At 48.7% G+C, this 24,832-nt stretch carries 23 protein-coding genes and 1 riboswitch; of the genes, 20 read left to right on the top strand and 3 right to left on the bottom strand.

Going from position 1 to position 24,832, the window contains the following annotated elements; all coding sequences use genetic code 11:
• Nucleotides 1-2 precede the first annotated feature (2 nt).
• The 5 genes from OCU49_RS15365 to rlmF all read left to right on the top strand — a co-directional run bounded on the left by OCU49_RS15365 (nt 3) and on the right by rlmF (nt 5,281).
• Nucleotides 3-455 (top strand): NfeD family protein, encoded by a 453-nt coding sequence (locus OCU49_RS15365; RefSeq protein ID WP_261841437.1) that lies wholly within the window; start codon nt 3-5, stop codon nt 453-455.
• A gap of 260 nt (nt 456-715) precedes the next feature.
• Complete coding sequence (locus OCU49_RS15360; RefSeq protein WP_261841436.1) at nt 716-1,438, top strand: ATP-dependent zinc protease family protein; 723 nt, start codon at nt 716-718, stop codon at nt 1,436-1,438.
• An 8-nt stretch (nt 1,439-1,446) separates the two neighbouring features.
• Entirely contained in the window at nt 1,447-3,006 is a 1,560-nt protein-coding gene (locus OCU49_RS15355) for an inactive transglutaminase family protein (protein ID WP_261841435.1), read from the top strand.
• Entirely contained in the window at nt 3,003-3,947 is a 945-nt protein-coding gene (locus OCU49_RS15350; RefSeq protein ID WP_261841434.1) for an alpha-L-glutamate ligase-like protein, read from the top strand. The genes OCU49_RS15355 and OCU49_RS15350 overlap by 4 nt, the downstream gene beginning before the upstream one ends.
• A 329-nt stretch (nt 3,948-4,276) precedes the next feature.
• Nucleotides 4,277-5,281 carry a 23S rRNA (adenine(1618)-N(6))-methyltransferase RlmF gene (gene rlmF, locus OCU49_RS15345; RefSeq protein WP_261841433.1) on the top strand — a complete coding sequence of 335 codons (1,005 nt, stop codon included), beginning with the start codon at nt 4,277-4,279 and terminating at the stop codon, nt 5,279-5,281.
• 20 nt (nt 5,282-5,301) lie between these two features.
• Here the strand turns inward: rlmF and OCU49_RS15340 are convergent, their stop codons facing one another.
• Nucleotides 5,302-6,732: an aminotransferase-like domain-containing protein gene (locus OCU49_RS15340; protein WP_261841432.1), complete on the bottom strand. Its 1,431-nt coding sequence runs from the start codon at nt 6,730-6,732 to the stop codon at nt 5,302-5,304.
• Nucleotides 6,733-6,896: 164 nt separating this feature from the next.
• Between OCU49_RS15340 and OCU49_RS15335 the strand changes: the two genes are divergently transcribed.
• Both OCU49_RS15335 and OCU49_RS15330 read left to right on the top strand, forming a co-directional pair.
• Complete coding sequence (locus OCU49_RS15335; protein WP_261841431.1) at nt 6,897-7,169, top strand: DUF1127 domain-containing protein; 273 nt, start codon at nt 6,897-6,899, stop codon at nt 7,167-7,169.
• A 156-nt stretch (nt 7,170-7,325) separates the two neighbouring features.
• A complete protein-coding gene (locus OCU49_RS15330) occupies nt 7,326-8,237 on the top strand; it encodes a sensor domain-containing diguanylate cyclase (RefSeq protein ID WP_261841430.1) in 912 nt (303 codons plus the stop codon).
• Nucleotides 8,238-8,333: 96 nt separating this feature from the next.
• Here OCU49_RS15330 and hisC read toward each other — a convergent pair whose 3' ends face one another.
• Together hisC and queE are read right to left on the bottom strand one after the other, a co-directional pair.
• Nucleotides 8,334-9,401, bottom strand: a complete 1,068-nt coding sequence (hisC, locus tag OCU49_RS15325; RefSeq protein WP_261841429.1) for a histidinol-phosphate transaminase — start codon at nt 9,399-9,401, stop codon at nt 8,334-8,336.
• Between the two features lie 550 nt (nt 9,402-9,951).
• The gene (queE, locus tag OCU49_RS15320; protein ID WP_261841428.1) at nt 9,952-10,593 is read right to left on the bottom strand and encodes a 7-carboxy-7-deazaguanine synthase; all 642 of its coding nucleotides are present in this window, start codon (nt 10,591-10,593) and stop codon (nt 9,952-9,954) included.
• Between the two features lie 313 nt (nt 10,594-10,906).
• Between queE and OCU49_RS15315 the strand changes: the two genes are divergently transcribed.
• From OCU49_RS15315 to OCU49_RS15255, 13 genes are all read left to right on the top strand, one after another.
• Nucleotides 10,907-12,763: a methyl-accepting chemotaxis protein gene (locus tag OCU49_RS15315; RefSeq protein ID WP_261841427.1), complete on the top strand. Its 1,857-nt coding sequence runs from the start codon at nt 10,907-10,909 to the stop codon at nt 12,761-12,763.
• Nucleotides 12,764-12,890: 127 nt separating this feature from the next.
• Nucleotides 12,891-13,183: riboswitch (cobalamin riboswitch) on the top strand.
• 110 nt (nt 13,184-13,293) lie between these two features.
• Nucleotides 13,294-14,100: a DUF4198 domain-containing protein gene (locus OCU49_RS15310; protein ID WP_261841426.1), complete on the top strand. Its 807-nt coding sequence runs from the start codon at nt 13,294-13,296 to the stop codon at nt 14,098-14,100.
• 58 nt (nt 14,101-14,158) lie between these two features.
• Nucleotides 14,159-14,779, top strand: coding sequence for a cobalt transporter CbiM (cbiM, locus tag OCU49_RS15305; RefSeq protein ID WP_261841425.1), 621 nt, complete (start codon nt 14,159-14,161; stop codon nt 14,777-14,779).
• Nucleotides 14,772-15,353 (top strand): NikL family nickel/cobalt ECF transporter subunit, encoded by a 582-nt coding sequence (locus OCU49_RS15300; RefSeq protein WP_261841424.1) that lies wholly within the window; start codon nt 14,772-14,774, stop codon nt 15,351-15,353. Before cbiM ends, OCU49_RS15300 begins: the two co-directional genes overlap by 8 nt.
• A 21-nt stretch (nt 15,354-15,374) precedes the next feature.
• Nucleotides 15,375-16,157 (top strand): cobalt ECF transporter T component CbiQ, encoded by a 783-nt coding sequence (cbiQ, locus tag OCU49_RS15295; protein ID WP_261841423.1) that lies wholly within the window; start codon nt 15,375-15,377, stop codon nt 16,155-16,157.
• 49 nt (nt 16,158-16,206) lie between these two features.
• Nucleotides 16,207-16,902 carry an energy-coupling factor ABC transporter ATP-binding protein gene (locus OCU49_RS15290; protein WP_261841422.1) on the top strand — a complete coding sequence of 232 codons (696 nt, stop codon included), beginning with the start codon at nt 16,207-16,209 and terminating at the stop codon, nt 16,900-16,902.
• Between the two features lie 51 nt (nt 16,903-16,953).
• Entirely contained in the window at nt 16,954-18,336 is a 1,383-nt protein-coding gene (locus OCU49_RS15285; protein ID WP_261841421.1) for an MFS transporter, read from the top strand.
• A 39-nt stretch (nt 18,337-18,375) separates the two neighbouring features.
• Nucleotides 18,376-20,217, top strand: coding sequence for an ATP-binding protein (locus OCU49_RS15280; RefSeq protein ID WP_261841420.1), 1,842 nt, complete (start codon nt 18,376-18,378; stop codon nt 20,215-20,217).
• Between the two features lie 28 nt (nt 20,218-20,245).
• On the top strand, nt 20,246-20,854 hold the full coding sequence (gene cobO / locus OCU49_RS15275) for a cob(I)yrinic acid a,c-diamide adenosyltransferase (RefSeq protein WP_261841419.1): 609 nt from the start codon (nt 20,246-20,248) through the stop codon (nt 20,852-20,854).
• Between the two features lie 16 nt (nt 20,855-20,870).
• Nucleotides 20,871-22,178 (top strand): cobyrinic acid a,c-diamide synthase CobB, encoded by a 1,308-nt coding sequence (locus OCU49_RS15270; protein WP_261841418.1) that lies wholly within the window; start codon nt 20,871-20,873, stop codon nt 22,176-22,178.
• 59 nt (nt 22,179-22,237) lie between these two features.
• Nucleotides 22,238-23,392, top strand: a complete 1,155-nt coding sequence (locus OCU49_RS15265; RefSeq protein ID WP_261841417.1) for a cobalt-precorrin-5B (C(1))-methyltransferase — start codon at nt 22,238-22,240, stop codon at nt 23,390-23,392.
• Complete coding sequence (locus OCU49_RS15260) at nt 23,389-24,162, top strand: precorrin-6A/cobalt-precorrin-6A reductase (protein WP_261841416.1); 774 nt, start codon at nt 23,389-23,391, stop codon at nt 24,160-24,162. The genes OCU49_RS15265 and OCU49_RS15260 overlap by 4 nt, the downstream gene beginning before the upstream one ends.
• A gap of 24 nt (nt 24,163-24,186) precedes the next feature.
• Nucleotides 24,187-24,828, top strand: a complete 642-nt coding sequence (locus tag OCU49_RS15255) for a precorrin-8X methylmutase (RefSeq protein ID WP_261841415.1) — start codon at nt 24,187-24,189, stop codon at nt 24,826-24,828.
• Nucleotides 24,829-24,832 lie beyond the last annotated feature (4 nt).

The following is a 24,832-nucleotide window of genomic DNA, read 5'->3' as shown; positions in this document are numbered from 1 at the left end:
CAATGTCTGAGTTTTTTACTGAGCTAAGCCCATGGCACTGGTTAATTTTGGGTATGTTACTGCTCGGATTTGAAGTGTTGGGCACGGCTGGTTTTTTGTTAGGAATAGCGCTGGCAGCGTTATTACAGGCCGTGATTCTGTTTGTAGTCCCGGATATGGGCTGGCAACAGCAGTTATTGGTGTTTGCGCTGGCTTCAGTGATTTTCACCTTGCTGTACTGGAAACTGTTCCGTCGTTTTAATGACCGCAGTGATCAGCCATTACTGAATGACCGGGCAGCACAATTGGTAGGCCGGCAGCTGGTTTTGGCCGGTCCGATTGAAAATGGACTGGGTCGTATTCAGATTGGCGATACTTTGTGGCGTGCGCAGGCGGATGAAAATATCGCTGCTGGCAGCAAGATCGAAATCGTTGATAGTCAGGGTATGGTACTGGTCGTTAAACAGGTCGATTAATGCTCCCCTGAATTAGTATCAGAAACGCCAGTCTCCGTAACAGGAACTGGCGTTTTTTTATGCCAGTTGTTGAGTTTTTGAGGAACGTTTACCTTGCTGCGAAGTCCCACCTTGTCTGTCTGAATGTTTAATCTGTCTGTTCTTGATAATTGATGCGCTAAATCGACGTACGTTTCGGTGGCGGCTATGCTTTTGTGTGGGATCGCATTTGGGTACAGGCAGGTCTGTTAACACATATTTGTAAAATAAAGAGGCGCGTTATGAAGAGAGGGTTTTATATTTTGCTCTCGGTTTTCATGCTTGAAGGATGTATAGCAAGTCAGCAATTACAGCAAGAAACGAATCAGTTAGCTGCTCAGGCTGTTGAGCAGTGTAGTGCCGCACAGGTACTTATGACTGAGCAATTTGATGCGCAAAATAAAATAATAACCGGCTTGCAGCGCGAAACTAAAGCGCTGAAACAAGAAGCCAAAGATCGTCGTGAGCTGATTATAACTGCCAGCGCTGATCAGTCCTGTTCACAGTTGAGAAAGTCGCTGAGTAATAAAGCGGTCGTGGGTGCTGTTGAATGGTCGACGGTTGATTATGGTGGGTATCAAAGTGTTTCCAAAGCCCGCATGGATACCGGTGCGACAACTTCTTCGATTAATGCCCGTAATATTTCTGAATTTGAGCGTAATGGCGAACGCTGGGTGAAGTTTACGCTGGCGGATGATCAGGAAGTGTCACTTAAACTCGTGCGTTACGCGAACATTCGTCAGGCATCGTCTACAAAAGATAAGCGTTGGGTAGTAAAGCTGGGTATTAAATTAGGCAATATCACTCAGGTGGCTGAGTTTACGCTGAAGGACCGCAGCCACCTGAATTATGATGTTTTAGTCGGGCGAAACTTGCTTAAAGACCTGATGGTTGTTGATGTGGCGAGGCGCTATGTATTGGGTAAAAAACCAAAACTGGCAAGTGTTGATAAGCCTGCAGAGTAGGAGATGACATGCAGCAGAAAATTCCTTTTTATCTGTTGGTCATATTGTTGATATGTCTGGGACTGGGAAGTGCCGTTTATCGTCATATTAATCTTGAAATTCCATGGCTTCCCGGTGAAACCCGTGAAGTCTGGAGTGTTGAAGCACGGCTGGAGTTCGCCGCGTTAGGGGAGCCGATTATTGCTCAGATGGCAATTCCGGAAACCCAGCAGGGTTTTACTTTACTTGAGCAGAGTACAGCATCTCCGGGGTTTGGACTTAGCTACCTGACTGAGGAAGATATTCCTGCGGTACGCTGGTCAACGCAGGAAGCTGCAGGTAAACAGGTGCTCTATTATCGGGCCCGTTTTCTGCTGGATAAACAGCAGGGCAAAGAATGGCCTGCTGCGCCTGAATTACTGGCGCCGCCTATATTGCCGGAGACTACTGAGTTGGTGGCGCAGCGCCTGATTGAACAGGCTCGTTTTCAGTCTGCAGATCAGATTACGATGGCTGCGCAGCTGTTAAATAATCTTCAGTCGGATGATCAGCAGGTGCAGTTACTGTTACAGGAACGTTCCATTGAAGAAGCTGCGATATTGCTGATGCAACTGGCCGCTATACCTGCCCGTCAGGTGACGGCATTGAGGCTTAAAAACAGTCGCCGAAATCAGGAAAGTCGTGCCTATCTGATGGTATATGGCGAAGATAGCGAAGATGAAAAAGTTGCCTTTTTTAATCTGGCGACCGGTAAAGAGGGGCGGCCTCAGCGCTTATTGATCTGGGAGTTGGGTGACCGGCCGCTGATTGATCTGGAAGGTGGCCGGAATACCCGTGTCAGTTTTTCCATGCAACGTGATGTAGCACCTGTTCAGCAGGCACTGGAACAGAAATATGCCGATGTCAGCGCGATGCAGATTTCGTTGCACAGCCTACCGTTAGAGGAACAAAAACTGTTTCGGGGACTGCTGCTGATTCCGGTTGGTGTGATGATAGTTATGCTGATGCGTGTATTAGTGGGGCTGCGGACGTCCGGTACTTTTATGCCGGTGTTAATCGCACTGGCACTTATGCAGACTGCGCTGGGCGCAGGCCTTGCCGGATTTGTTCTGCTGGTTGTGTCCGGGCTGGTGGTAAGGAGTTATCTTTCACGGCTTAATTTATTACTGGTGGCACGAATCAGCGCGGTGATTATTATTGTGATTTTACTCACCGCTACCTTCTCTGTGATTGCCTATAACCTGCGTATTGTCGAAGGGCTGAATATTATTTTCTTCCCGATGATCATCATCGCCTGGACGATTGAAAGAATGTCGCTGCTATGGGAAGAAGAAGGTGGTGGTGAAGTTATGAAGCAGGGCGGCGGCTCACTGGCGGTAGCCTTGCTGGCGTATCTTGTGATGTCTAATCAGTATGTGCAGCATCTGACTTTTAACTTCCCAGGTTTACAGCTGGTTTTACTGGCGCTGGTTCTCATACTCGGTAGCTATACAGGTTACCGCCTTATTGAGCTGGTCCGGTTTAACGCTTTTCAGCAAAATGGGACAGACCGTTCACAGTTTAAACCTTCCGAAAAGGCGCCAAAATGAGTTGGTTTATTTCCCCCCGGCAGTTGCGGAAACAGGGTGTTCTGGGAATGAATCAGCGTAATATTGAATATATTTCCGGGCACAATGAGCGACGTTTATTTCCATTAGTGGACGATAAGCTGAAAACCAAAAATCTTGCGATTGCCGCAGGGCTCTCGGTACCGCCTTTAGTGGGTGTTATTGAGTATCAGCATCAGGTTAATAAAATTGATGAGTTGCTACATACGCAGGATGCGTTCTGTATAAAGCCTTCCAAGGGTAGCGGTGGCAAAGGTATTTTGGTGATTCATGATCATGATGATCATGAGTACTTTAAACCGAATAATCAGGCTCTGTCTCTGGCGGATATTAAGCGACATACCTCGAATATTCTAGCGGGACTGTTTTCATTAGGCGGCCAGCCAGACAAAGCAATCATAGAGTATTTAATCCATTTCGATGAGTCATTCGCTAATTACAGTTATGAGGGTGTGCCGGATATCCGAATTATTGTTTTTAAAGGCTTTCCTGTTATGGCAATGATGCGTTTGTCGACTGCTGCTTCCGATGGTAAAGCAAATTTGCATCAGGGCGCAGTAGGTGTCGGTATCGATATTGTGACGGGTAAGGCCAGCTACGCAATACAGTTCGACCGTCCGGTGGAACATCATCCGGACACCGGTATGTTGCTTTCTGACATTAATATCGATGGCTGGCAAGAGTTGTTGAATATGGCTGCCCGCTGTTATGAAATGTCCGGGTTAGGATATTTGGGTGTCGATATTGTCTTGGATGCTTATCAGGGGCCAATGTTACTGGAATTGAATGCCCGCCCAGGATTAGCAATTCAGATTGCCAATAATCAGGGGCTGCTGAAGCGCTTCGATAAAATTGCAGCGCTGGATGATGCTGCGCTGTCTCCTGAAGCGCGGGTTGATTTTGTGCAGACAGCTTTTAGTTAGAACTGATGGTGCCTTTGCCAGTGGTTTTCTGAGTAAAACCTTAGATAATTTGAATGCAGATAACTGGCGTAATCATTCAACATTTAAAAGAATGTTATTGAATGACGTTAACTTTACTTCATAAGTAAAAATATCTGGACGCTGTGACTGAATACGATAACAATGCACGGCTTCGCGCTGGCAGCGGTCTGCTGTGCTTGTTCGGGTGATGGGTATGCTGTCATCCAGAGTAAAACTTAGCGCTATTTGAAATAAGCTGGTTAATCCATAACTGGCTGTAAAGCGCAGGGCATAATCGTGCTGGCGTTTTAGCTGACAGGAAGAGTGTAGTGTCTAAATCTAAGGCTGGTTCGAAAGTAAAATCCGGATTGCATCCCCGTAATAAACATCGTTTCAACTATGATTTTGATGCTTTGCAAAAGGCTCTTCCTGAACTGGCAGCTTTTGTTATAGATGTTCGTGGCCGTCAGAGTATTGATTTTTCAGACCCTAAGGCAGTTATCTGCCTGAATCAGGCATTGTTAAAATATCATTACGGAATCGCTTTCTGGGAATTGCCAAAAGGCTATCTGTGCCCGGCTATTCCAGGTCGGGTGGATTATGTGCATTACCTGTCAGATTTGTTGGCAGCGTCAGCCGGTACAGAGCAGCCGCCTAAAGGGCGAAAGTTGCGCGGTATGGATGTCGGTACCGGTGCAAATGGTATTTATCCTCTTTTGGCTGCCCGTGAGTATGGCTGGAAGATGTTGGGCAGTGACATTGATCCGTTATCGGTTCAGACGGCGGCATTGGTGGCGCAGTCCAATACCTCGTTGAAGGGTATGATTGAGTATCGTTTGCAACCCAAAAAAACGAAAACCTTCAGTGGTCTGATAGGTACAGATGAAGTGTTTGATTTCACTATGTGTAATCCGCCATTTCATGCCTCTGCCGAAGAAGCGAATGCAGCCGCGCAGCGTAAAGTAACTAACTTGTCCCAACCGAAAAAGGCCCCTCGTGGTGCTAAAGCTGCTGTCGCTAAAACTGAAGTTTCTAAAACCATGAAGCTGAATTTTGGTGGCCAGAATAATGAGCTTTGGTGTAAAGGCGGGGAAGCTGAGTTCATTGGCAGGATGATCAAGGAAAGCAGAGATTTTGCTGAACAATGTTTATGGTTTACCAGTCTGGTTTCGAAGCAGGAAAACCTGCCTCGACTGCAGCAGCAGTTAAAGCAGGCAAAAGTAGCTGAAGTAAAAGTGATTGAAATGGCGCAAGGGCAGAAGAGCAGTCACATTATTGCCTGGACGTATATGGATACTGAGCAGCAATTAGCCTGGTCTGAAAGCTGGCGCTAATACGCTCTGTTAATAAGTCATCAGGCGGGCCGTAAGCTTTCGATGAGCAAGTCGTTGGCAATTTCGCCAAGGGCTTTAATGGCTGGGTCCATTCTTGAGTCCTGGCTGTTGCGGCAGTTTATCCGCATAAAATTTTTGTATTTGTTGGTTGCCGAAAAGAGCGGTCCCGGTGCGACATTGATGCCCTGTTGGCCGGCTCTTCGGTTGAGTTCAACAGCATCAATGGCTTCCGGCAATTCTACCCACAAAAGATAGCCGCCCTGCGGATAACTGATGCGGGTGCTTTGCGGCATATGGCGGCTTAACAGTGCAATGACTGTATCTCTGTCGCGCTGGTAGTTTTGCCGCATCTTCCTTAAGTGTTTCTCGTAATAGCCCTGTGCAACAAATTCTGCGACCGCCAGTTGATTGAGAGTTGCCGTACTCATGCTGGATACGTATTTCATCATCATGACTTTGTCGAAGTAACGGCCGGGGCACACCCAGCCGATGCGTAATCCTGCCGCCAGCGTTTTGGAAAACGATGAGCAGAGAATGACTCTGCCTTCAGTGTCATAAGATTTAATGCTACGGGGGCGGGGCAGTTTGTAACTCAGGTCGCCGTAGATATCGTCTTCAATTAACGGGATGTCATATTCGGCTAGTAACTCCAGCAGTCTGGGTTTGTCTTCGTCCGGCATACTGTATCCCAGCGGATTGTTATTCGTGGGTGTTAGCAGGCAGGCCTTCACGGGCCATTGTTCCAGTGCTTTGGCCAGTGCGTCCAGGCTGATGCCGGTTTCCGGGTGAGTGGGAATTTCCAGTGCTTTTACACCGCTCATTTCTATGGCCTGTAGTGAGCCAAAGAAATTAGGTGAATCGACGATGACTATGTCGCCGGGTTCGGTGATTGCCCGCAGGCTGCTGGCTAGTGCTTCCTGGCATCCACTGGTGACAATAATGTCTTCAGGTGTCACGCTGCAGCCGGAATCAATCATCATCCTGGCAATTTGCCTGCGCAGTTCTGCCGCTCCTCTTACGTGATCATAATTAAACAGCCGTCTGGTGGTGGTCCTGCTTAGTTCAGCAGTGAGTTTAAGCAGAGGGTTCAGGCTGGGGGCGTCACAGTCTGGCACTGCGATGCTTAACTGAAAGACATTTTCTTCGCCGTAGTCATCCATGATATGCAATAAATTATGCCATTCAGGCAGACCTAAAGGTTTGGCGGTTGGCTGGCTGGTTTGAGGCAGTGGTGGTGGGCTGAGCTGTTCAGTGACGAAGTAACCGGATTTAGGTCTGGCTACTGCTTTGCCGTTTTCGACCAGCAAGGCGTAGGCTTCCTGAACGGTAGAAATGCTGACGCCATGCTCCTGACTGGTGGCGCGGATCGAAGGTAGTTTAGTACCGTCGGGATAGTATCCCTGATCAATTCGCTGTTGCAGATTTTCTGCGAGTTGCTCGTACAGTTTCATTGCATCCCTCCGGTACAGTTAAAGCGGCATGACAGTTGTGTGCTGGGTTACCGGTACAGATCAGCTTGTTTTAATCTGTACCGGTTTTTGTTTTTTGTATTTGAATCTGTAATGGTATCAGAGATTTCCTTAAGCTGTATTCAGTTTTGAAAAAGGAGATTGTTATGACTCAGTTAGCGAAAGAGTTTAAGGGGCGAGCCGGCCTGAACGGACAGCTATTGGCATCCATCTGCGAAAGAATTGGTCGGTTGTTAATACTGACGCGAGGGGCTTCTGCGGCGTGCATTTTTAATTATCGCAGCCGTCTTCAGCTAGAGAGGTTGGATGATGATGCCCTGAAAGATATAGGTGTTAGTCGGGCGGATGCGCTGGCAGAAGCAGGTAAGCCCTGCTGGAAAAGCTGTCGGGTTAGCAGAGAGAATGCTAGATCAGAGTGAGAAAAATTCAGGCGTCCGGTAACTATATGAATTCTAAAACCCAAAATGGGATGTCGTCTGTTACATAACCCGGCTCTGATTGTGTAAGCGGTTGCACCAACCTAGCAAGTGAATGTAAGGTCTTATTTACAGTGTTCAGGGATATGAGGCGATTAAATGCACAAATCGAATGTTCTTCAGTCACGTATAGATGCGCTATTGAATGTACTCTCTGAGGATGTTCTGGTGCTGAGTCAGGCCGGAGCCATTATTTTTTCTTCTCACAGTAACTCATCACTGCCCTGGGGCGGTGATGATGCGTTGTTGGGTAAGCACCTTTCTGATATTTTTCCGGACGTCATTACAGAATCCCTGCAGGGCATGATTGATCAGTCACTCAGTCATAACAAGGTTCTTACCAAAGAGATCTTGCTGGATCCTGCGCATATTCCTTATCTGAGAGATCAGGGAATGACTACAGCATGCTGGGTTGAGGCGCGTTTAGCCCCTTCAGCGGGTGATGAGCCCAGTGTTGTATGCAGGATTGAAGATATTTCCCAGCGGAAGAAATCCGAACGTGAGCGTTCGCGGGTGCACCGTGATTTGCTAACCGGAATGTATAATAAGCAGGCACTGATGCCGGTTCTGGCGCAGTCTATGGCGCAGGCTCAGCGTTATGACTGGATTTGTAGCCTGATGATTATCAGTGTTGATAATCTGCAGGATATCAATGACAAATATGGCTGGGATGCCGGTGACGACATTCTTAAAGCGATGGCGGTGTCTCTGAATCAGATGAAGCGAACCGCGGACTTTCTGGCTCGTGTAGGTGAGGATGATTTTGCAATTCTGTTACCTGAAACGAACGAGGCACAAGGAGTTCTGGCAGCTGACCGGGTGAAGAAGATGGCTGCAGGTCTGGCGCAGGATACTGAAGTATCCAATGTGCCTTTTACTTTGAGTGTTGGTGTCGCCACGCTGAACGATGATGACGACAATGCTGAGGTTATGTATGCCAGAGCAGACAGTTATTTGCGTGAAGCTAAGGCGCTGGGTGACAGTATTATTGGGGATTTAGAGCCCCGATAGAATCGCAGGACAAAACTGTAGATACAAAAAAGGCGCTTGGTAGCGCCTTTTTTTATACAAGATTCTGTATATAAGATTTTGTATGCTGAAAAGTTGTTAGCCGGTAATGCCCGGGTACTCTTTCAGTGCACTTATCAGAGCAGTCATTTCTTCGTCGGTACCGATAGAAATTCGCAAGTAGTTATCAATGCCTGGCTTTTTAAAGTGTCTTACCAGTAAGTTTTTGCTGCGCAGATACGTCATCAGGTCAGCACCGGCAATTCGCTGGTGGCTGGCGAACACAAAGTTGCTGGCTGAAGGAATAACATTGAAACCCAGTTCAGTCAGTTGCTCGGTAGTCCATTCGCGGCTACTGATAATCTTCTGTGTTGTTGCCTTAAAGTAGTCTTCGTCTTCAATAGAGGCAACGGCGCCGGCAATAGCAAGGCTATCCAGAGGGTAAGAGTTAAACGAGTTCTTAACCCGCTCAAGGCCTTCGATCAGGTTCTCATGGCCCAGCGCATAGCCAACACGTAAACCAGCCATGCTGCGAGACTTTGAAAAGGTTTGAATAACCAGAACGTTGTCATATTTTCGCACCAGCTCAACCGCTGATTCACCGCCGAAATCGATATAGGCTTCGTCAACTATTACCAGAGACTCGGTATTTACCTTAAGCAATGCTTCAATCTGTTCCAGAGGTAATACCCGGCCAGTAGGTGCATTCGGGTTGGCAAAAATAATACCGCCATTTGGCTGCTGATATGTGCTCAGATCAATGTTGAAAGATGTATCTAATGGCAGCTGAGTATATGCAATGTCATACAGGTTGCAGTAAACATCGTAAAAACTGTATGTGGTTTCTGGCAGAAGGATAGGGTGCTCCTGACGGAAGAACGCCATGAATGCCAGAGCCAGTACTTCATCTGAACCATTACCGACAAAGACATTTTTATAATCCAGACTGAAATAGTCTTTCAGTGCATTTTTAAGCAATGTGGCTTCAGGATCACAGTACAGCTTTAAGCGCTCTTTAGGGTAATCATTCAGAGCAGCGATGGCATGAGGTGATGGCGGATACGGATTTTCATTGGTGTTGAGTTTAATCAAACCATTTTGCTTTGGCTGCTCACCAGGGACATAAGGGGTGAGCGAATTAATTGCCGGGCTCCAGTACTTACTCATCTTGATTCACTATTCAGAAGGTTGATTACGCCTGAAACAGCGCAAATAAACAGGCCGGCTAGGATAGCAAAGAATGTTAGTTGCTTACAGAGGCTTTAAATATGCGGTTTAAAAATTAGTACTAAGGCTTTAAAGGTGCATTCGACGGGCGTGTTTTAAGGCGGTTCAAAAGATAGGCACTGGTTTACAAAAAGCGACTTAGAAATACGGTAGAAAAAGCGTTTAGAAGAAAAGGGGAGTAGCTTCTTCCCAGAGAGGGGAAGCTCTGGGAAGAAACTACTTTTACTACAAAAGGGGTCTTGCTCGAACGTTGATGTACAGATTTAGAGAAGGGGTTGCGCAATAAGTTCAGTGCGATTTGAATTTTTTTGCATTTTTTCGCAAAAAAAATGTACAACCTGCATATCATACTTCATGCAGGTTATAGAAGTGTTAGCCAAGAATTTGAAAATACTCGGTATTCTTTATCAGCAAAGTAGACCTGAAGAGACGAAAAAAATTTCAATTTTTTTGAAAAAAATCTGAAATATGGTGAAACTGACGGCTTATTTTAGTCAATACCGATAAATTTATGGGTCTGCAGGCTGAGTTTCCACTTAGGGTGCGCCATGCAGTATTCAACAGCTGCTTTAGTGTTGGCTGTCTGCAAAGCATCATCCAGTGGTTGTAAGTAATAGTTATCGAACCTGAGGTCGGCAAAGCGTTCAGGTAATGCCTGGCTTTGTGGGTAGACCAGTTTTAGTTCATGGCCAGTGGTTTGCACAATCTCAGAGACGCCTTTTGGGCTGACACATATCCAGTCCACACCATCCGGAACAGGTAATGTTCCATTGGTTTCCAGCGCAATTTCCAGACCTTCTGCTTTAAAGGCAGCAATAAGTGCTTCATCCAGCTGTAATAAAGGTTCGCCACCGGTGCAGACAACATAAGGTGTACCTTCATTGTTGAGTGGCCAGAAGCTGCGAACTCTTTTTGCCAGTGCTTCAGGGCTGCGAAATTTATCACCGTTTTGTCCGTCAGTGCCGACGAAATCAGTATCACAGAAATCGCAGATCGCTTTCGCACGATCCTGTTCCCGGCCAGACCACAGGTTGCAGCCGGTGAACCGACAAAATACCGCCGGCCGGCCCGCCTGAGCACCTTCGCCCTGCAGGGTGTAAAACATCTCTTTGACACTGTAAACGGAACGCATAACCAACCTCTCTGAATTGCAGCGGGCAAGTCTACACCGGAGTGATTTTTGTGCAATGGTTTTTGCAGTATACGCAACTGACATTTGACTATAGATAATCCCCAAACTGGGCAAACTTTACTGGAGAATTTTCGTGCGACAGCTAGTTTTCTAAAACTTGGTAAAGGATTTTGGTCAAGGGCGTTGTCTGGCCGATTGGTGATTAAGCTGGTGACTGATGTTTGCAGGAGTCTCTGAGCGCACCAGATCAAGTCTGGATCTGATTGTCAGTGAGGGCGGTCAGGAGACCAAATGTCTTGATGTGGAGTGTTGCATGACCATCAAAAACAAACTTATTTTACTGCTGGGTATTGTGCTGTTTTCTGTGGCGGCGCTATTTGGCTTGCTGATGTATTCCCTGGGCACATTAAATGAACTTCGCGAAAGCGAATCTCTGGTGGGGAAGCTGAAGCAGGATCAGCTGGCAATGGGGCAGCATGAGCTGGCGTTCGTGACGACATTGCAAGGCGCTTCAGAAACGGGTTTTATTGAGGCTAAATCACGTTTTAACGGCCATTTGTCCGAGGCGATGACGCAGCTTGATGCAGATGCCCAAAGTTCGTTGCAAGTACTGGGAAAGCATTTTGGTGAATATGGTGACAGCTTTGTAAAAGTTGCGGGTCTGTTAAAAACTATTGGTTTGAATGAAAAAGAAGGCTTGCGGGGTGGTTTGCGGGGAGCGGTTCATGCAGCGGAAAAAAATGTTGTCGCGATTAACAGTGATGCGCTTTATGTACGAATTTTGCAGCTACGCAGAAATGAGAAAGATTTTATTATCCGCTCAAATGAAAAATATCTGACGAAATTTACCGGCAACTTTGATAAGGCAATTGCTGTTTTGCGACAAGTGGATTTTAGTCAGGCGCAGCGCAAAGTGACAGTGGACTTACTGGATGATTATAAGCGTCAGTTTATTGCGCTTGTTCAGGCCCGTAAAGAATTAGGGCTAACGGCCGAATCCGGTTTGCGAGGGGTTATGCAGCAGCAGGCTCAGGATACTCAAACCACACTTGATCAGATTAATGTCGGTCTGCAGGCGCATGTTGCTGCTGAAGTATCCCGGGTACAGTTTTTAGCCGTAGGTATTATGATCGCTGTAGCTCTTATCGTAGGGGTAGCGGTTACACTCATTTCCCGCAGTATTCTGTTACCAATTTCTGCGTTGGCGACCTGTATGCAAAAAGTCAGTGCCAGCAAGGATATGACATTGCGATATGAAGGTGGCAATCGCGATGAGCTGGGTAAAATGGGAAGCGACTTTAATGCCATGATGGCTATCTTCCAGACGTTAATTGGTGATGTGGTAAAAGCAATTGGGCATTTGCAGTCGTCTTCGGAACAGTTGGCCAGCAGTGCTAACCGGGCGGCCTCTGATTTACAGAATGAACAGGATGAAGTTGTGCAAATTGCCAGTGCAGTCCACGAGATGGAAGCGGCTATGGCAGAAATTGCCGGCAATACTGAACAGACCTCTTCAACCGCACAAAACTCCCTGAGTCAGGCCGAACAAAGTAAAGCCAGTAATCATGAGTTAATCGACAGCATCCAGAGCCTTGCTGAGCAGGCTAGCGAGACTGATAGTGAGGTGCAGACGCTGAAAAAAGATAGCGAAGAAATTGGTTCAGTATTAGGGGTCATTAAATCCATTGCAGAGCAAACTAATTTGTTGGCTTTAAATGCTTCTATCGAAGCGGCCAGAGCCGGTGAGCAGGGCAGAGGGTTTGCAGTGGTTGCTGATGAAGTGAGGTCGCTGGCGGAGCGTACTCAGGCTTCGGCCAGTGAAATTGAAGGTATGATTACTCAATTGCAGGTCCGTACTAGCAGAGCTACCGAATTGATGGCGGTGAGCCTTAGCCGCAGTCAGCAGAGTGCTGAAAGGGCGGGAGAGAGTATTAATATGCTGGATGCGATTACATCAGATGCCGCGACCATTGTGGATATGACAGCTCAGGTTGCAGCTGCTACAGAAGAGCAAGCGACTGTGGCAGGTGAGATTAATCAGAATGTAGATAAAATCCGGCTGATTATTGATGATGCAAGTGCCCAGACGCAGTTAAATGTAGTTGCCAGTGACGAGGTGGCGGCTCAGGCCCAGCAGCTGAAGCTGGCAGTCGGCCAGTTTGTAACCTGAGATTGATTTTTTGTTTACTCTGAACAGCCGTCGTTTGGCGGCTGTTATTGCCCTTCTTAAGACCTTATTTTATTAAATTGCGACATTTATCCGGCGCTGATTGACAATCTTTGAGCGGTGCAGGTATTGTGCGTTTTCGTTACTGAGTTGCGTGTGCAAACACGCAGGGCAAAGCATTAAAAAATGCATTGCCCGGGAAGTTGGTGAGTTTAGATTTCGGTTGCTGCTGTTGTAATTGCCAAATTATGCAGCGCCAGTTCTGGCAATCCCAACACTGCCCCCGCAACGGTAAATCGATAAAACTGTTTCATTGGCCACCGCGAGCAAATGATTCCCGTGAATCAAAATTAGTGGGAAGGCGAAACAGGGGATGAAAATCCGTCGATGAGTCCGGATACCGACTTGGTAACTTGTTATAACTAGGTGTTGCGGAGGGCTTCACCGAGGCTTAGCGATGTTTCTTCCCACATCTGCTGTGCTGATTCCTCCCAACTCTGGCTGTTTATTTATTCAGACGGAGCAATTCAAACGTGTTCAATTTCAAGCAGTTATCTGCAGCTTTAGTGTTAGGTTCTTCCCTGGTAGCCGGTACGGCTCAGGCACATTTTCAGTTGGTTTATGCCCATGACTCTTTGCGTGAAAAGGGTGGTGAGGTGGTCTTGAAGATGCCATTTACTCATCCTGCTGCCAGCGGCCACGTGATGAAGATGGGTGAGCCTTTAGAATTCTATTCTGTCCGTAAGGGTAAAAAAACTGACCTGATGGATAAACTGGTACCAATTGAGTGGACCAGTGCTGTAGATACAGGCCCTGCGTACGAAGCAAAGGTACGCTTTCGTGGACTGGGCGATAATGTTTTCGTGATGACCCCAGAGCCTTACTACGAAGCTGAAGAAGATATTTACATTCAGCAGGTTACTAAGAACATCATCAATGTTGGCGGCTTGCCAACTGACTGGAACGAAGAGCTGGGTCTTAAAGCAGAGATCGTGCCTTTGACTAAACCGTACGCTATTTATGCTGGCGGTACCTTTACCGGTGTTGTTAAAAGCAATGGCGAGCCAGTTCCTTTCGCTGAAATCGAAGTTGAATACATGAACTACGAGCCGGATGTGAAAAATAATCGTTTCTCTGATCATGCAGAAATGACACCGCCAGCTGATGCATTTGTCACTATGACGATTTTTGCGGATGCCAACGGTACCTTTACATTCGGTATTCCAAAGTCTGGCCACTGGGGCTTTGCTGCTCTGGGAGTAGGTTCAGATACTGAATACAAAGGTAAAGAGTTGTCTCAGGACGCGGTTATCTGGGTTCAGGCTCACGATATTAAATAATCACTGAAGCCGGCAGTTCTGTTAAAGATCTACCGGTTTTACAGTTTCAGGAACAGCTATGCATATAGTAGATGGCGCGCTTTCCGAACCGGTTCTGGCCGGCGGAGCATTACTTGCGATTGCCGGTGTAGCATACGGTCTGAAGAAAATGGACTATGAGCACCTGCCTCAGGTAGGTGTTTTGTCCGCCGCATTCTTTATTGCTTCTTATATTCACTTGCCTATTGGTTTTTCCAGTGTTCATTTGATCCTCAACGGTCTGATTGGTTTGGCGCTGGGCTGGGCGGCGTTCCCTGCATTGCTGGTAGCGTTGATTCTGCAGGCGGTTTTCTTTGGCTTTGGTGGTTTCCTCGTATTAGGGGTCAATACCGTCAACATCGCCTTGCCTGCGGTCATGGTGTACTTCCTTTGCCGACATGGCATAGCCGCGTCTTCTCCAAAAGTAGCTGCTATTTGGGGAGCTATTGGAGGTGCGGGGGCTGTAGCAGTCACAACCGTGATGGTAGCAGGCTCTCTGGCGTTGTCTGGTGAAGCGTTCTGGCTGGCTGCGAAAGCAACGCTGATCGCACATATTCCGGTGATGTTAGTAGAAGGCTTTGTAACGGCCGCTGCTGTGCTGCTGATTCGTAAGGTTAAACCAGAATTTCTGCATCTCGCGGAGGATTGGGATAATGCGTAAGTTATTTGTATTGCTGGCAATGCTGTTTGCTTTGCCAGCCAGTGCTCACAATGTTGTGGGTGGTGTATATGCGATTGGCAGCACCATTGAAGGTGAAGCGGGTTTTTCAAACGGTGATATGGCCTCTGCCGGCACTAAGGTGATCGTGACAGATGCTGCTGGCAATGTATTGCTGGAAACAGAAACCGATGATGAAGGCTTCTTTACTATGGAAGCAACCACCCGGATTGATCATATCTTCCGGATGGAAATGGGAAGTGGCCATGTTTTGGAAATGACGCTGCCTGCAGAAGAATTGTCAGAATCTCTGGCCGGTGGTGATACTGCTGTAGCAGCTTCAGCCGCTAAGGCGTCAACAGGTTCTGCTGTGCAATACGACGAAGCTGCTATGCAGGGCATGATTGAGAAAGCCGTTGCTAAACAGGTTAAACCGCTGCGTAAAGAGTTACGTGCGTTCCAGGAGAAAGCAGGTTTACAGGATGTTCTTGGCGGTATCGGTTACATCTTCGGACTGTGCGGTATTGGAATGTGGTGGCGTCAGCGTAAGCAGGCGCAAGCTGCTCAGGCAGTCTGATTAAACGGCAAGGAGACAGATTTGCCACAAAATCTGGAACATAGCGGTACGTCCTGGAAAGGGCAGCAGCTGAAGCATCATAGCTCGGTGATCGATATTCTCGATCCTCGGGCGAGAGTTGCCGCGGCGGTGCTGTTTGCTTTCGCAGTTGTGCTGTCGCATAACTTTGCGGTACTTATTTTTGGGCTGGCCCTGGCACTGGTAGTGGCGGCGCTGGCCAAACTCAATTTTAAGCGCACTCTGCGACGTGTGATTGCTATGGATATGTTCATGATATTCCTGGTCATCATGTTGCCGTTTACGACGCCAGGTAAAGAAATGTTCAGCCTGTTTGGCTTTTCCGCCAGTGTCGAAGGTTTGCTGCATGCCTGCAAAATTGCACTGAAAGCAAATGCGGTTGTACTGGCGTTGCTAGGTTTAGTTGGCACGATGGGAGCTACAACTCTCGGGCACGCAATGGCACGCTTAAAAGTGCCGGAAAAGCTGGTCCACTTGCTGATGTTTACCGTGCGTTATCTGGACGTTATCGGTCAGGAATACAAACGTATGCGCCGGGCGATGCAGGCTCGTGCATTTGTGTTGCGCAGTAATATGCATACCTGGCGTTCCATGGGATATCTGGTAGGTATGTTACTGGTGCATTCGCTTGAGCGTTCTGAGCGAATTATGGCGGCAATGAAGTGTCGTGGGTATCAGGGTAAATTGTATTTGCTGGATAACATGGCAATGGTTCGTCATGACTATTACTTTATTGCCCTGACTGGCTTCTGTTTAGCCATTCTTGTTGGACTGAATTTTTATTAAGGCAGATGTTCAGGTTGGATGTCTGTTGTTACAAACTTGAGATAGAACTATGACAAACATGAATAAGACCGCATTACTTGAAGTCCGTGGTCTCAGCTATCGCTACCCGCGTCGGGGCGTTGTGCTGGATGCGGTTGATTTCAGTTTGCATAGTGGAGAACGCGTTGCGCTGACTGGCGCAAATGGTGCAGGCAAAACGACTCTGCTGCATTTGCTGATGGGTCTGAAAAAGGCCAAACAGGGCGATATCATTGCGTTTGGTAAAACCCGTAGTGAAGAATCTGACTTTGTTGAAGTACGCGGAAAAGTGGGGTTCCTGTTTCAGGATCCTGATGATCAGCTGTTCTGCCCGACCGTTATCGAAGATGTTGCTTTTGGCCCACTAAACCTGGGTAAAACCCAGAACGAAGCCATGGACATTGCCAGCAAAACGCTGGAGTCGTTAGGAATGGCAGGTTTTGAAGAGCGGGTAACGCATCAGCTTTCTGGTGGTGAAAAACGCATGATTACCCTGGCATCTGTATTAGCCATGGAACCGGATGTGTTATTGCTGGACGAGCCAAGTAATGCGTTAGATTCTAAGGCCCGGGAGCGTTTACTGACAACCTTACAGAACCTGCCACAGGCGATGATTATTATCTCCCATGACGACAGTTTTCTTGAACAGCTGGCAACCCGCTGGGTGCGGTTGCAGGATGCTGGCCTGGTCGATTACCAGACTAGCCTGAGTGCTGTGCCGGCCTGATTTTTGAGGCGTCTTTTTATTAGATCCGATAAATAGATCAGACAGAATCTTATGAGTAGCTTTTTTAGCCCGTTAGCCCATCCAGTATTTCGCTGGTTGTTTTTTGGACAGGTCGTATCTCTGTTAGGGACAGGGATGGCAACGGTCGCCCTGGCTTTAATGGTTTATGATCTGAGCCCGCTACAGGCTGGTCTGGTTCTGGGCTCTGCGCTGGCGGTTAAAATGGTTGCTTATCTGTGTGTAGCGCCGGTTGTGGGAGGGTACAGTCATGCATTCCCCCGCCGAAGCTGGCTTGCCGGGCTCAACCTGGGGCGCGCAGTTATCGTTTTCTTACTGCCACTGGCTACTGACGTGTGGCAAATATTCATACTGATCTTTTTACTGAATGCACTGGCTGCCGGCTATACACCAGTCTATCAGGCGTTACTGCCAGATGTTTTGCCTGATGAAGATGAATACACCCGGGCACTTTCTCTGTCCCGTCTGGCAATGGAGCTGGAAAGCCTGCTCAGCCCAGCTTTGGCTGCCGGCTTATTGCTGATCACGTCTTATGAATTACTCTTCCGCCTGAATTCTATCGCTTTCGTTTTGGCTGCTGGTTGTATTTTCTTGGTACAGGTACCAAAAGCGGCAGCCAATGAACGCACTGGTGGGGTTTGGCAGCATGTTAGCTTTGGCATAATCAGTTACTTTAAGACGCCGCGGTTACGCGGTGTTCTGGCACTTAATCTGGCGCTTTCAGCGGCGGGTGCCATGATCATTGTGAATACGGTGGTGTATGTTCGTCAGGTGCTTGGCATGAGTGAGTCTGCCGTGCCGACATTGATGGCTGCTGCCGGCGTGGGGTCTATGGCGCTGGCGTTTGTGTTGCCTAAATTACTGGATCATTTTTCTAACCGTACGGTGATGCTGGCCGGCGGTGTATTGTTTAGTGCTGCTTTGTTTCTTGGTTTAACTGATCCGGGCTATATAGGTCTGTTTCCGATCTGGTTCCTGATCGGCGGTGCTACTTCAATGGTACTGATTCCAACTGGTCGGGTAGTGCGAGATTCCTGTAATGCCGGCGACCGCAATGATTATTTCTCTGCAAACTTTGCGCTAACGCATGGTATGTGGCTTGTAGGATATTTGCTGGCTGGTAGCATCGGCAGTGAATGGGGTATGCAGGTGTGTTTCGCTATTCTGGGTGTGGTTGCGTTGTTGGCGACTATGCTGGCGGCTAAGCTGTGGCAGCATGATGATCAGGAAAATATGTGGCATGTACATCCTGCTCAGGAGCACTTACACCCGCATACCCATGATGAACATCACCAGCATACACATGAAGGCTGGGAAGGTCCGGAACCGCACGTGCATCCGCATTACCATGCCAAACATCGCCACCGGCACCGTTTTGTGATTGATGAGCACCATGCGCACTGGCCTAAGCAATAATAAAACCCGTCAGGGTTTAACTGGAAAGACAGACATACAATGAATGAACAGCAGTTTCCATTTGCAGCAGTAACCGGTCAGCAGAATCTGAAGCAGGCGTTGATGCTGGCCGCGGTTAATCCCGGGATTGGCGGCGTGCTGGTCAGTGGTCCTCGTGGTTGTGCCAAGTCGACTCTGGCACGGGGTCTGGTTGATATTTTACCGCACACTGAAACTGATGATGAGACTGCTCCGTTTGTAACTTTGCCACTGGGTGCCAGCGAAGAAATGTTGCTGGGTTCTCTTGATCTGCAGCAAGTACTCAGCGACAAGCAGGTTAGTTTTCGGCCGGGCTTATTAAGCAAAGCTCATCAGGGCGTGCTTTATGTTGATGAGGTTAATTTACTCAATGATCATCTGGTCGATCAGCTGCTAGACGTGGCAGCCAGTGGTATTAACCGGGTTGAGCGCGATGGTATCAGCCATCAGCATGCCGCCAGTTTTCTGTTACTGGGAACCATGAACCCGGATGAGGGTGCATTGCGGCCGCAGTTGCAGGACCGTTTTGGTCTGGCAGTCCATCTGAGCAACCAGTATCCGGTTGCTGAACGTGTTGAGATTGTGCGTCACCGGGAAGCCTTTGATGCTGATTCTGAAGGCTTCTGCCGTTTGTATGAAGAGACTCAGGCGCAGTTGTTAGTACAGATTAAAACCGCACGTAAGATTTTGCCCCGGGTTAGCTGTAGCGATGAGTTACGCATTGTAATTGCTGAGGCGTGTAATGCTGCAGGTGTTGATGGCTTGCGAGGCGATATCGTCTGGTTCCGTGCGGCGGTTGCACATGCGGCTTTGCAAGGGCGTGATGAAGTCTTGGCGGAAGATATCGATGCGGTTGCCGAACTGGTACTGACCCATCGCCGTAAGAATGATCAGGGCGATAGTGGAAGTCAGCCACCGTCTGATCAGGATCCTGATAAAGGTTCTGATAAAAGTTCTGATAAAAAGCCGTCTGAAGAACAGTCTAAACAGCCACCTAAGCCGCCACGTAATAACGGCTTTAAGCGCCCGGATGACAGCCAGCGTCAATCTTCTGAACAGCATTCATCCGAGCAAGAACAGCAAGATGGCTCCGGTAATGGCGAGGGCTCAGATCAGGGCAAGGGGCAGCAAAGCGACTGGGGCAGCATGGCACCTCAGGCCTATGCAGCGGAACAGCGTATTGATGTAACCCTGCCAGCTCAGCTAGACCAGGCAACACCGCTGAAAGGCAAAGCAATGGCTGTGCAGTCTGCCAGCCGTCAGGGTAAATCAGCAGCACAAAGCGGTTCAGCAAAAGGTACGGCACTAACGAACCGCCCGGACTGGTTTGCGACTCTGAGTAAGAGTCTCGGTGAATGGCCGCCGCAATTGGTGTTTAAGCGTAAGCCTGAAGGCCGCAGTCAGTTGCACTGCCTGTTATTGGATACGTCTGCGTCGACATTGGCTGAAGGTGTGTTTGCCCGGGCGAAAGGTGCCATGGTTGAAATTGCCCGCCGCGCTTATCTGGAGCGGCAGCAACTGGCCATTTTTGGTTTTGGCAATAACAAGGTCGATAACCTGTTGCCGCAAATCCGCGCCCCAAAAGAATTACAGCGCTGGTTAGATAATCTCAGTGCTGGCGGTGGTACACCAATGCATCAGGCATTCAGCCATGTGGCAGGTTATCTGCAGCAGATTCAGCGTCAGTTTCCGGCGCTGGAAATAAATACTTATGTGTTAACTGATGGCCGAAGCCAGGCACAGTTAGATGATATCAGCCTGCCGGGTAAAACCTTCTGGCTGGATACCGAACAAGCAAGCGTAAAGCGCGGCCGGGGTGAAGTTCTGGCACAGCAGTTACGCGCAGAATACATTGCTCTGTAAGCACAGAGCCAAACAAGAGGGCAGCACGATGACAGATCAGGCAAAACCTAAACAGACTCACGAAGAACGCATGGCACGTAAAAAGGCCGTTGTTGACGAGAAGATTGCCAAGGCAACTGAAGAACGTGGTGTACTGATTCTGCTGAAGGGTAACGGTAAGGGCAAGAGTAGCTCTGCGTTCGGCACAATGGCACGTTCTGTTGGTCACGGTCAGCGTGCAGCTGTAATCCAGTTTATTAAAGGCCGGACTGAAACCGGTGAGTTCAAGCTGTTTAAAGATCATCCGCAAATTGACTGGCACGTAATGGGCCATGGTTTTACCTGGGAAACACAGGATAAAACTCAGGATATCTCCGCGGCTGAGAAAGCCTGGGAACTGGCTGAGCAACTGCTGCAGGATGATTACTACGACATCCTGATCTTTGATGAGATGAGCTACATGTTCAAGTATAAGTATCTGGAGCTTGAGCCGGTTGTCAAAGCGTTGCAGAACCGTCCTGCGAAGCAAAACGTTATGATCACTGGCCGGGTAATGCCAGAAGGTCTGGAAGAAATTGCAGATACTATCAGCAGTGTACGTGATGAACGTCACGCGTTCCGTCTGGGTGTAAAAGCTCAGGAAGGTATTGAGTACTGAGGGAGATATCTCAGAAATGACTACACAAAGTGTCAGCTGCCCGGCAATTTTTCTGTCGGCACCGAGTTCAGGTGAAGGTAAAACCACCATCACTGCTGCTATTGCGCGTAATTTTCTTAATCAGGGCAAAGTAGTACGGGTATTCAAAACCGGACCGGATTACCTAGACCCACAAATTCTGGCACAGGCATCCGGTGAAGATGTTGAGCAGCTGGATATGTGGATGGCTGGTGAAGAATATTGCCAGCAGAAGCTGTTTGAAGCAGCTCAGGTTGCTGATCTGATCATTGTTGAAGGTGCCATGGGTATGTTTGACGGTGATCCTTCCAGTGCTGATTTGGCTGCTCGTTTTAACATTCCGATTGCGATCGTCATGAGTGTTAAGGGTATGGCGCAAACTGCAGCTGCCATTGCCGGTGGTCTGGCTAACTTCCGTGATGACGTTAAAGTTGCCGGTCTGATTGCTAATCACTGCGGCACTGAACGTCATGCTGAGCTGATTCGTGATGCATTGCCGGAAAGTCTGCCATTGCTGGCAACATTACCGCGTTCTGAAGAAGTCGCTCTGCCGGAGCGGCATCTGGGCCTGGTTCAGGCTGCAGAAGTGGCTGATGAACTCGAGCAGCGCTTTACGGCTGGTGCGGAATGGGTAGATGGACAACTGATTACTCAGCTGCCAGAGCCGGTGACGTTTTACAGTGCGGAAGTGCCGGAAGTCGCACCTCTGTTGCAGGGCAAAACTATTGCTGTCGCCAAAGATGAAGCCTTTAGCTTTATTTATGACGCCAATATCCGTCTGTTAGAACAGATGGGAGCGAGCTGTGTGTTCTTCTCACCTTTGCATGATGCCGAATTACCAGAAGCCGATGCTATGTGGCTGCCAGGCGGATACCCGGAATTACACTGTAAAGCATTGGCTGCAAACACTGTTATGCATAACCAGATTCGCGGTTTCTTTGATGCTGGTAAGTCTATTCTGGCTGAGTGTGGTGGCTTCCTGTACAGCCTGAATGATCTGGTTGATCTGGAAGGCGATGTGCACCCAATGCTGGGAATTTTGCAGGGCACAGGTGCAATGCGTGGTAAGCGTGGTTGTCAGGGTATGCAAACGGCTGTGCTGCCTGAAGGCGAAGTACGTGCACATGCACACCACCGTTCCCGCAGTGAAAGCACACCTGAACCTGTGGGCTATGGCCGTCGCCAGCGTCATCCGGCGCCGGGTGAATCGATTTATCAGTCCCGCGGTTTAACTGCCAGTTATTTGCATTTGTTCTTTGCATCTAACCCTGAAGCAGTTGCCCGGGTATTCGGCGCAAAGTGTTGAACAGAGAAATGTTTAACAGAACAGCTGATTGAATTTTAGAGAGTAACGGGTAGAGCAGTATGTGGCCGGAAACCAGTGAAACGCCCCAACCATTACGCAGTGGCCTGACAACAGGCTCCTGCGCAACTGCATGCAGTGTTGCTGCGGTGCAGGCGTTGCTGGCCGGCAAACAGCCATCCAAAGTTGAGATCACTTTGCCAAAAGGCAAAGTGGTTAATATGACGATTGAAGGCTATCTGCCATTGTCGGATCAGCCTGCGGATAAAGGTATGCGCACGGCGACGATTAAAGACGCCGGCGATGATCCGGATGCCACCCATGGCGCGACTATTTATGTTGAACTGCGTCTGCAGGATGAGCCGGGTGTGCGTTTTAAGGCCGCTGAAGGTGTTGGCACTGTAACCCGGGAAGGGCTGGCGTTACCTGTTGGTGAGCCGGCGATTAACCGGGTGCCGCGCAAGATGATGACCGATCATTTGCTGAATGCTGCAGAGGTCTACAAATATGCTGGCGGTTTTGAAGTATCTGTCGGCGTAGAACGGGGCGAAACCATTGCGCTGAAAACCATGAATTCCCGGTTGGGTATTCTCGGTGGACTGTCAATCCTGGGTACTACCGGTATCGTACGGCCATATTCCTGTGCAGCCTATATAGCATCAATCCATCAGGGAATTGATGTTGCGACCACTAATGGTGTCTTTCACATTGCTGCTACTACCGGCAGCACCAGTGAAGGTGCGATTACCGGAATTTATGATATTCCGGAAATGGGCCTGATTGAGATGGGTGACTTTGTGGGTGCCGTTCTGAAATACCTGAAGAAAGTACCGGTAGAACGTCTGACGATATGCGGCGGTTTTGGCAAGCTGACCAAACTGGCTAATGGCCATCTGGATCTGAATAGCCGGACTTCCAGTATCGACCTTGAGCATTTGGCTAACCTGGCTGCTGAAATGGGTGCTGATGACGCCCTGCAGGCAGAAATCAAAGCGGCTAACACCAGTATGCAGGCACTGAAGTCCTGTCAGGATGCCGGTGTGGATCTAGCTTCTAAAGTGTGTGAAGAAGCCTGGAAGAAAGCGAAAGACGTAATGAATGTTCCGGCGCTGGAAAACCTGCAGCTGGAGATTTTTGCGGTAGACCGTAAAGGCGGGTTTGTGGGTTGTTATCCCGCCAGCCTTAAAGCCGTAATGACTAATGGTGATCAGGCATGAAGTGGCTGATCCTCGGTGGTACGGCTGATGCCAGACACCTGGTAAGTGCCTTAGCTGATGCCGGGCTACTGGTCCCGCAAGGGCAGTTGTCGCTGGTGTACAGCGTGGCCGGATTAGTGCGGATACCAAAGCTGGACTGTGAAGTGATCAGTGGTGGCTTTACTCAGTTTGGCGGTTTAAAAGCCTACTTACAGGATCAGCAGATCAGTGGCGTGTTCGATGTAACACATCCTTTTGCTGAAAACATGAGCCGCACAGCGGTTGATGTTTGTACTGAACTTAATTTGCCTTGCTGGCGGTTTCACCGTCCGGCCTGGCAGCAGCAGTCCGGTGATAACTGGCAGAGCTATAGTGACTGGCAAGATCTGCCGGGGTTGTTAGCAGGTAAACGCAATATTCTGTTAACGGCAGGGCAACTTACTGAAGAACTCAGCAAACAGTTACTGACTCAGGCTGCAGAGAATGGCCAACGGCTGATTTTGCGTACCGCTGCGCCGCCAAGGTTCAGCTGGCCGGAGTCTATGCCGTGGATTAAAGCCATCGGGCCTTTTGACCTGACAGCAGAAACAGCTTTGTTTAATGAGTATCAGATTGATGCCTTGGTAACTAAAAACAGTGGTGGCGATGCCACTGTTGCCAAGCTGGAAGCAGCCCGTAATAGCGGTGTAGAAGTGTTTATGCTGCAACGGCCAGAGATGCCTGCAGCACAACAGGAATTTAGCAATATTGCCGATTGTGTAACCGCGTTGCGGGCACAGTTAGTAAGTTAACATTTTAATAAGAGAGTCAGGCCCGTGAGCTTCGAATACGAATTAAACCCTCAGGCGATTGAGCAGGAAAGTTTCCGTCAGATTCGCCAGACCGCTAATCTGGATGGCTTCAGCCGTGAGCAGCAACAGGTTGCTATGCGTGTAGTACATAGTCTGGGTCTGCCTGAAGTTGCTGATTTGGTCCGGTTCAGTGAAGGTGCCTGCGAATCCGGCATGGCTGCCCTGGCAAACAACTGTCCAATTTTGTGTGATGTTGAGATGGTTAAGCAGGGTATTACCAAGCGGATGATCGAGCGTGAACCGCTGTGTTTTCTGAATGATGAGCGGGTTAAAGGTCTGGCAAAGGAACGCGGTGAAACCCGTTCAATGGCGGCGCTGGAGTTCTGGAAAGATTACTTAGACGGCAGCGTTGTTGTTATCGGCAATGCGCCAACTGCCTTGTTTCGTTTGCTGGAAATGATCCAACAGGGTGCGCCTAAGCCAGCGTTAGTGGTTGGTATGCCAGTAGGTTTTGTTGGCGCCGCTGAATCTAAAGATGCGCTTTGGGAAGTACATAAAGAACTTGAAATTCCATGCATCACGTTACTGGGCCGACAGGGCGGTAGCGCTGTCAGTGCGGCCAGTGTGAATGCTTTGCTGCGTTGTAACCGCGGTGAATGGTACTAATCAT

Origin of the sequence: Aliamphritea ceti, from assembly GCF_024347215.1 — a bacterium.
GTDB classification, from domain to species: Bacteria; Pseudomonadota; Gammaproteobacteria; order Pseudomonadales; family Balneatricaceae; genus Amphritea; species Amphritea ceti.
Note: the sequence above shows the minus strand (reverse complement) of the source record. Positions and strands in the feature narration are given on the sequence as shown.

Coding starts and splice junctions, on each gene's coding strand:
- OCU49_RS15365 (WP_261841437.1), top strand. CDS start 3: ATGTCTGAGTTTTTTACTGAGCTAAGCCCATGGCACTGGTTAATTTTG.
- OCU49_RS15360 (WP_261841436.1), top strand. CDS start 716: ATGAAGAGAGGGTTTTATATTTTGCTCTCGGTTTTCATGCTTGAAGGA.
- OCU49_RS15355 (WP_261841435.1), top strand. CDS start 1,447: ATGCAGCAGAAAATTCCTTTTTATCTGTTGGTCATATTGTTGATATGT.
- OCU49_RS15350 (WP_261841434.1), top strand. CDS start 3,003: ATGAGTTGGTTTATTTCCCCCCGGCAGTTGCGGAAACAGGGTGTTCTG.
- OCU49_RS15340 (WP_261841432.1), bottom strand. CDS start 6,732: ATGAAACTGTACGAGCAACTCGCAGAAAATCTGCAACAGCGAATTGAT.
- OCU49_RS15335 (WP_261841431.1), top strand. CDS start 6,897: ATGACTCAGTTAGCGAAAGAGTTTAAGGGGCGAGCCGGCCTGAACGGA.
- OCU49_RS15330 (WP_261841430.1), top strand. CDS start 7,326: ATGCACAAATCGAATGTTCTTCAGTCACGTATAGATGCGCTATTGAAT.
- hisC (WP_261841429.1), bottom strand. CDS start 9,401: ATGAGTAAGTACTGGAGCCCGGCAATTAATTCGCTCACCCCTTATGTC.
- queE (WP_261841428.1), bottom strand. CDS start 10,593: ATGCGTTCCGTTTACAGTGTCAAAGAGATGTTTTACACCCTGCAGGGC.
- OCU49_RS15315 (WP_261841427.1), top strand. CDS start 10,907: ATGACCATCAAAAACAAACTTATTTTACTGCTGGGTATTGTGCTGTTT.
- cbiM (WP_261841425.1), top strand. CDS start 14,159: ATGCATATAGTAGATGGCGCGCTTTCCGAACCGGTTCTGGCCGGCGGA.
- OCU49_RS15300 (WP_261841424.1), top strand. CDS start 14,772: ATGCGTAAGTTATTTGTATTGCTGGCAATGCTGTTTGCTTTGCCAGCC.
- OCU49_RS15290 (WP_261841422.1), top strand. CDS start 16,207: ATGACAAACATGAATAAGACCGCATTACTTGAAGTCCGTGGTCTCAGC.
- OCU49_RS15285 (WP_261841421.1), top strand. CDS start 16,954: ATGAGTAGCTTTTTTAGCCCGTTAGCCCATCCAGTATTTCGCTGGTTG.
- OCU49_RS15280 (WP_261841420.1), top strand. CDS start 18,376: ATGAATGAACAGCAGTTTCCATTTGCAGCAGTAACCGGTCAGCAGAAT.
- cobO (WP_261841419.1), top strand. CDS start 20,246: ATGACAGATCAGGCAAAACCTAAACAGACTCACGAAGAACGCATGGCA.
- OCU49_RS15270 (WP_261841418.1), top strand. CDS start 20,871: ATGACTACACAAAGTGTCAGCTGCCCGGCAATTTTTCTGTCGGCACCG.
- OCU49_RS15265 (WP_261841417.1), top strand. CDS start 22,238: ATGTGGCCGGAAACCAGTGAAACGCCCCAACCATTACGCAGTGGCCTG.
- OCU49_RS15260 (WP_261841416.1), top strand. CDS start 23,389: ATGAAGTGGCTGATCCTCGGTGGTACGGCTGATGCCAGACACCTGGTA.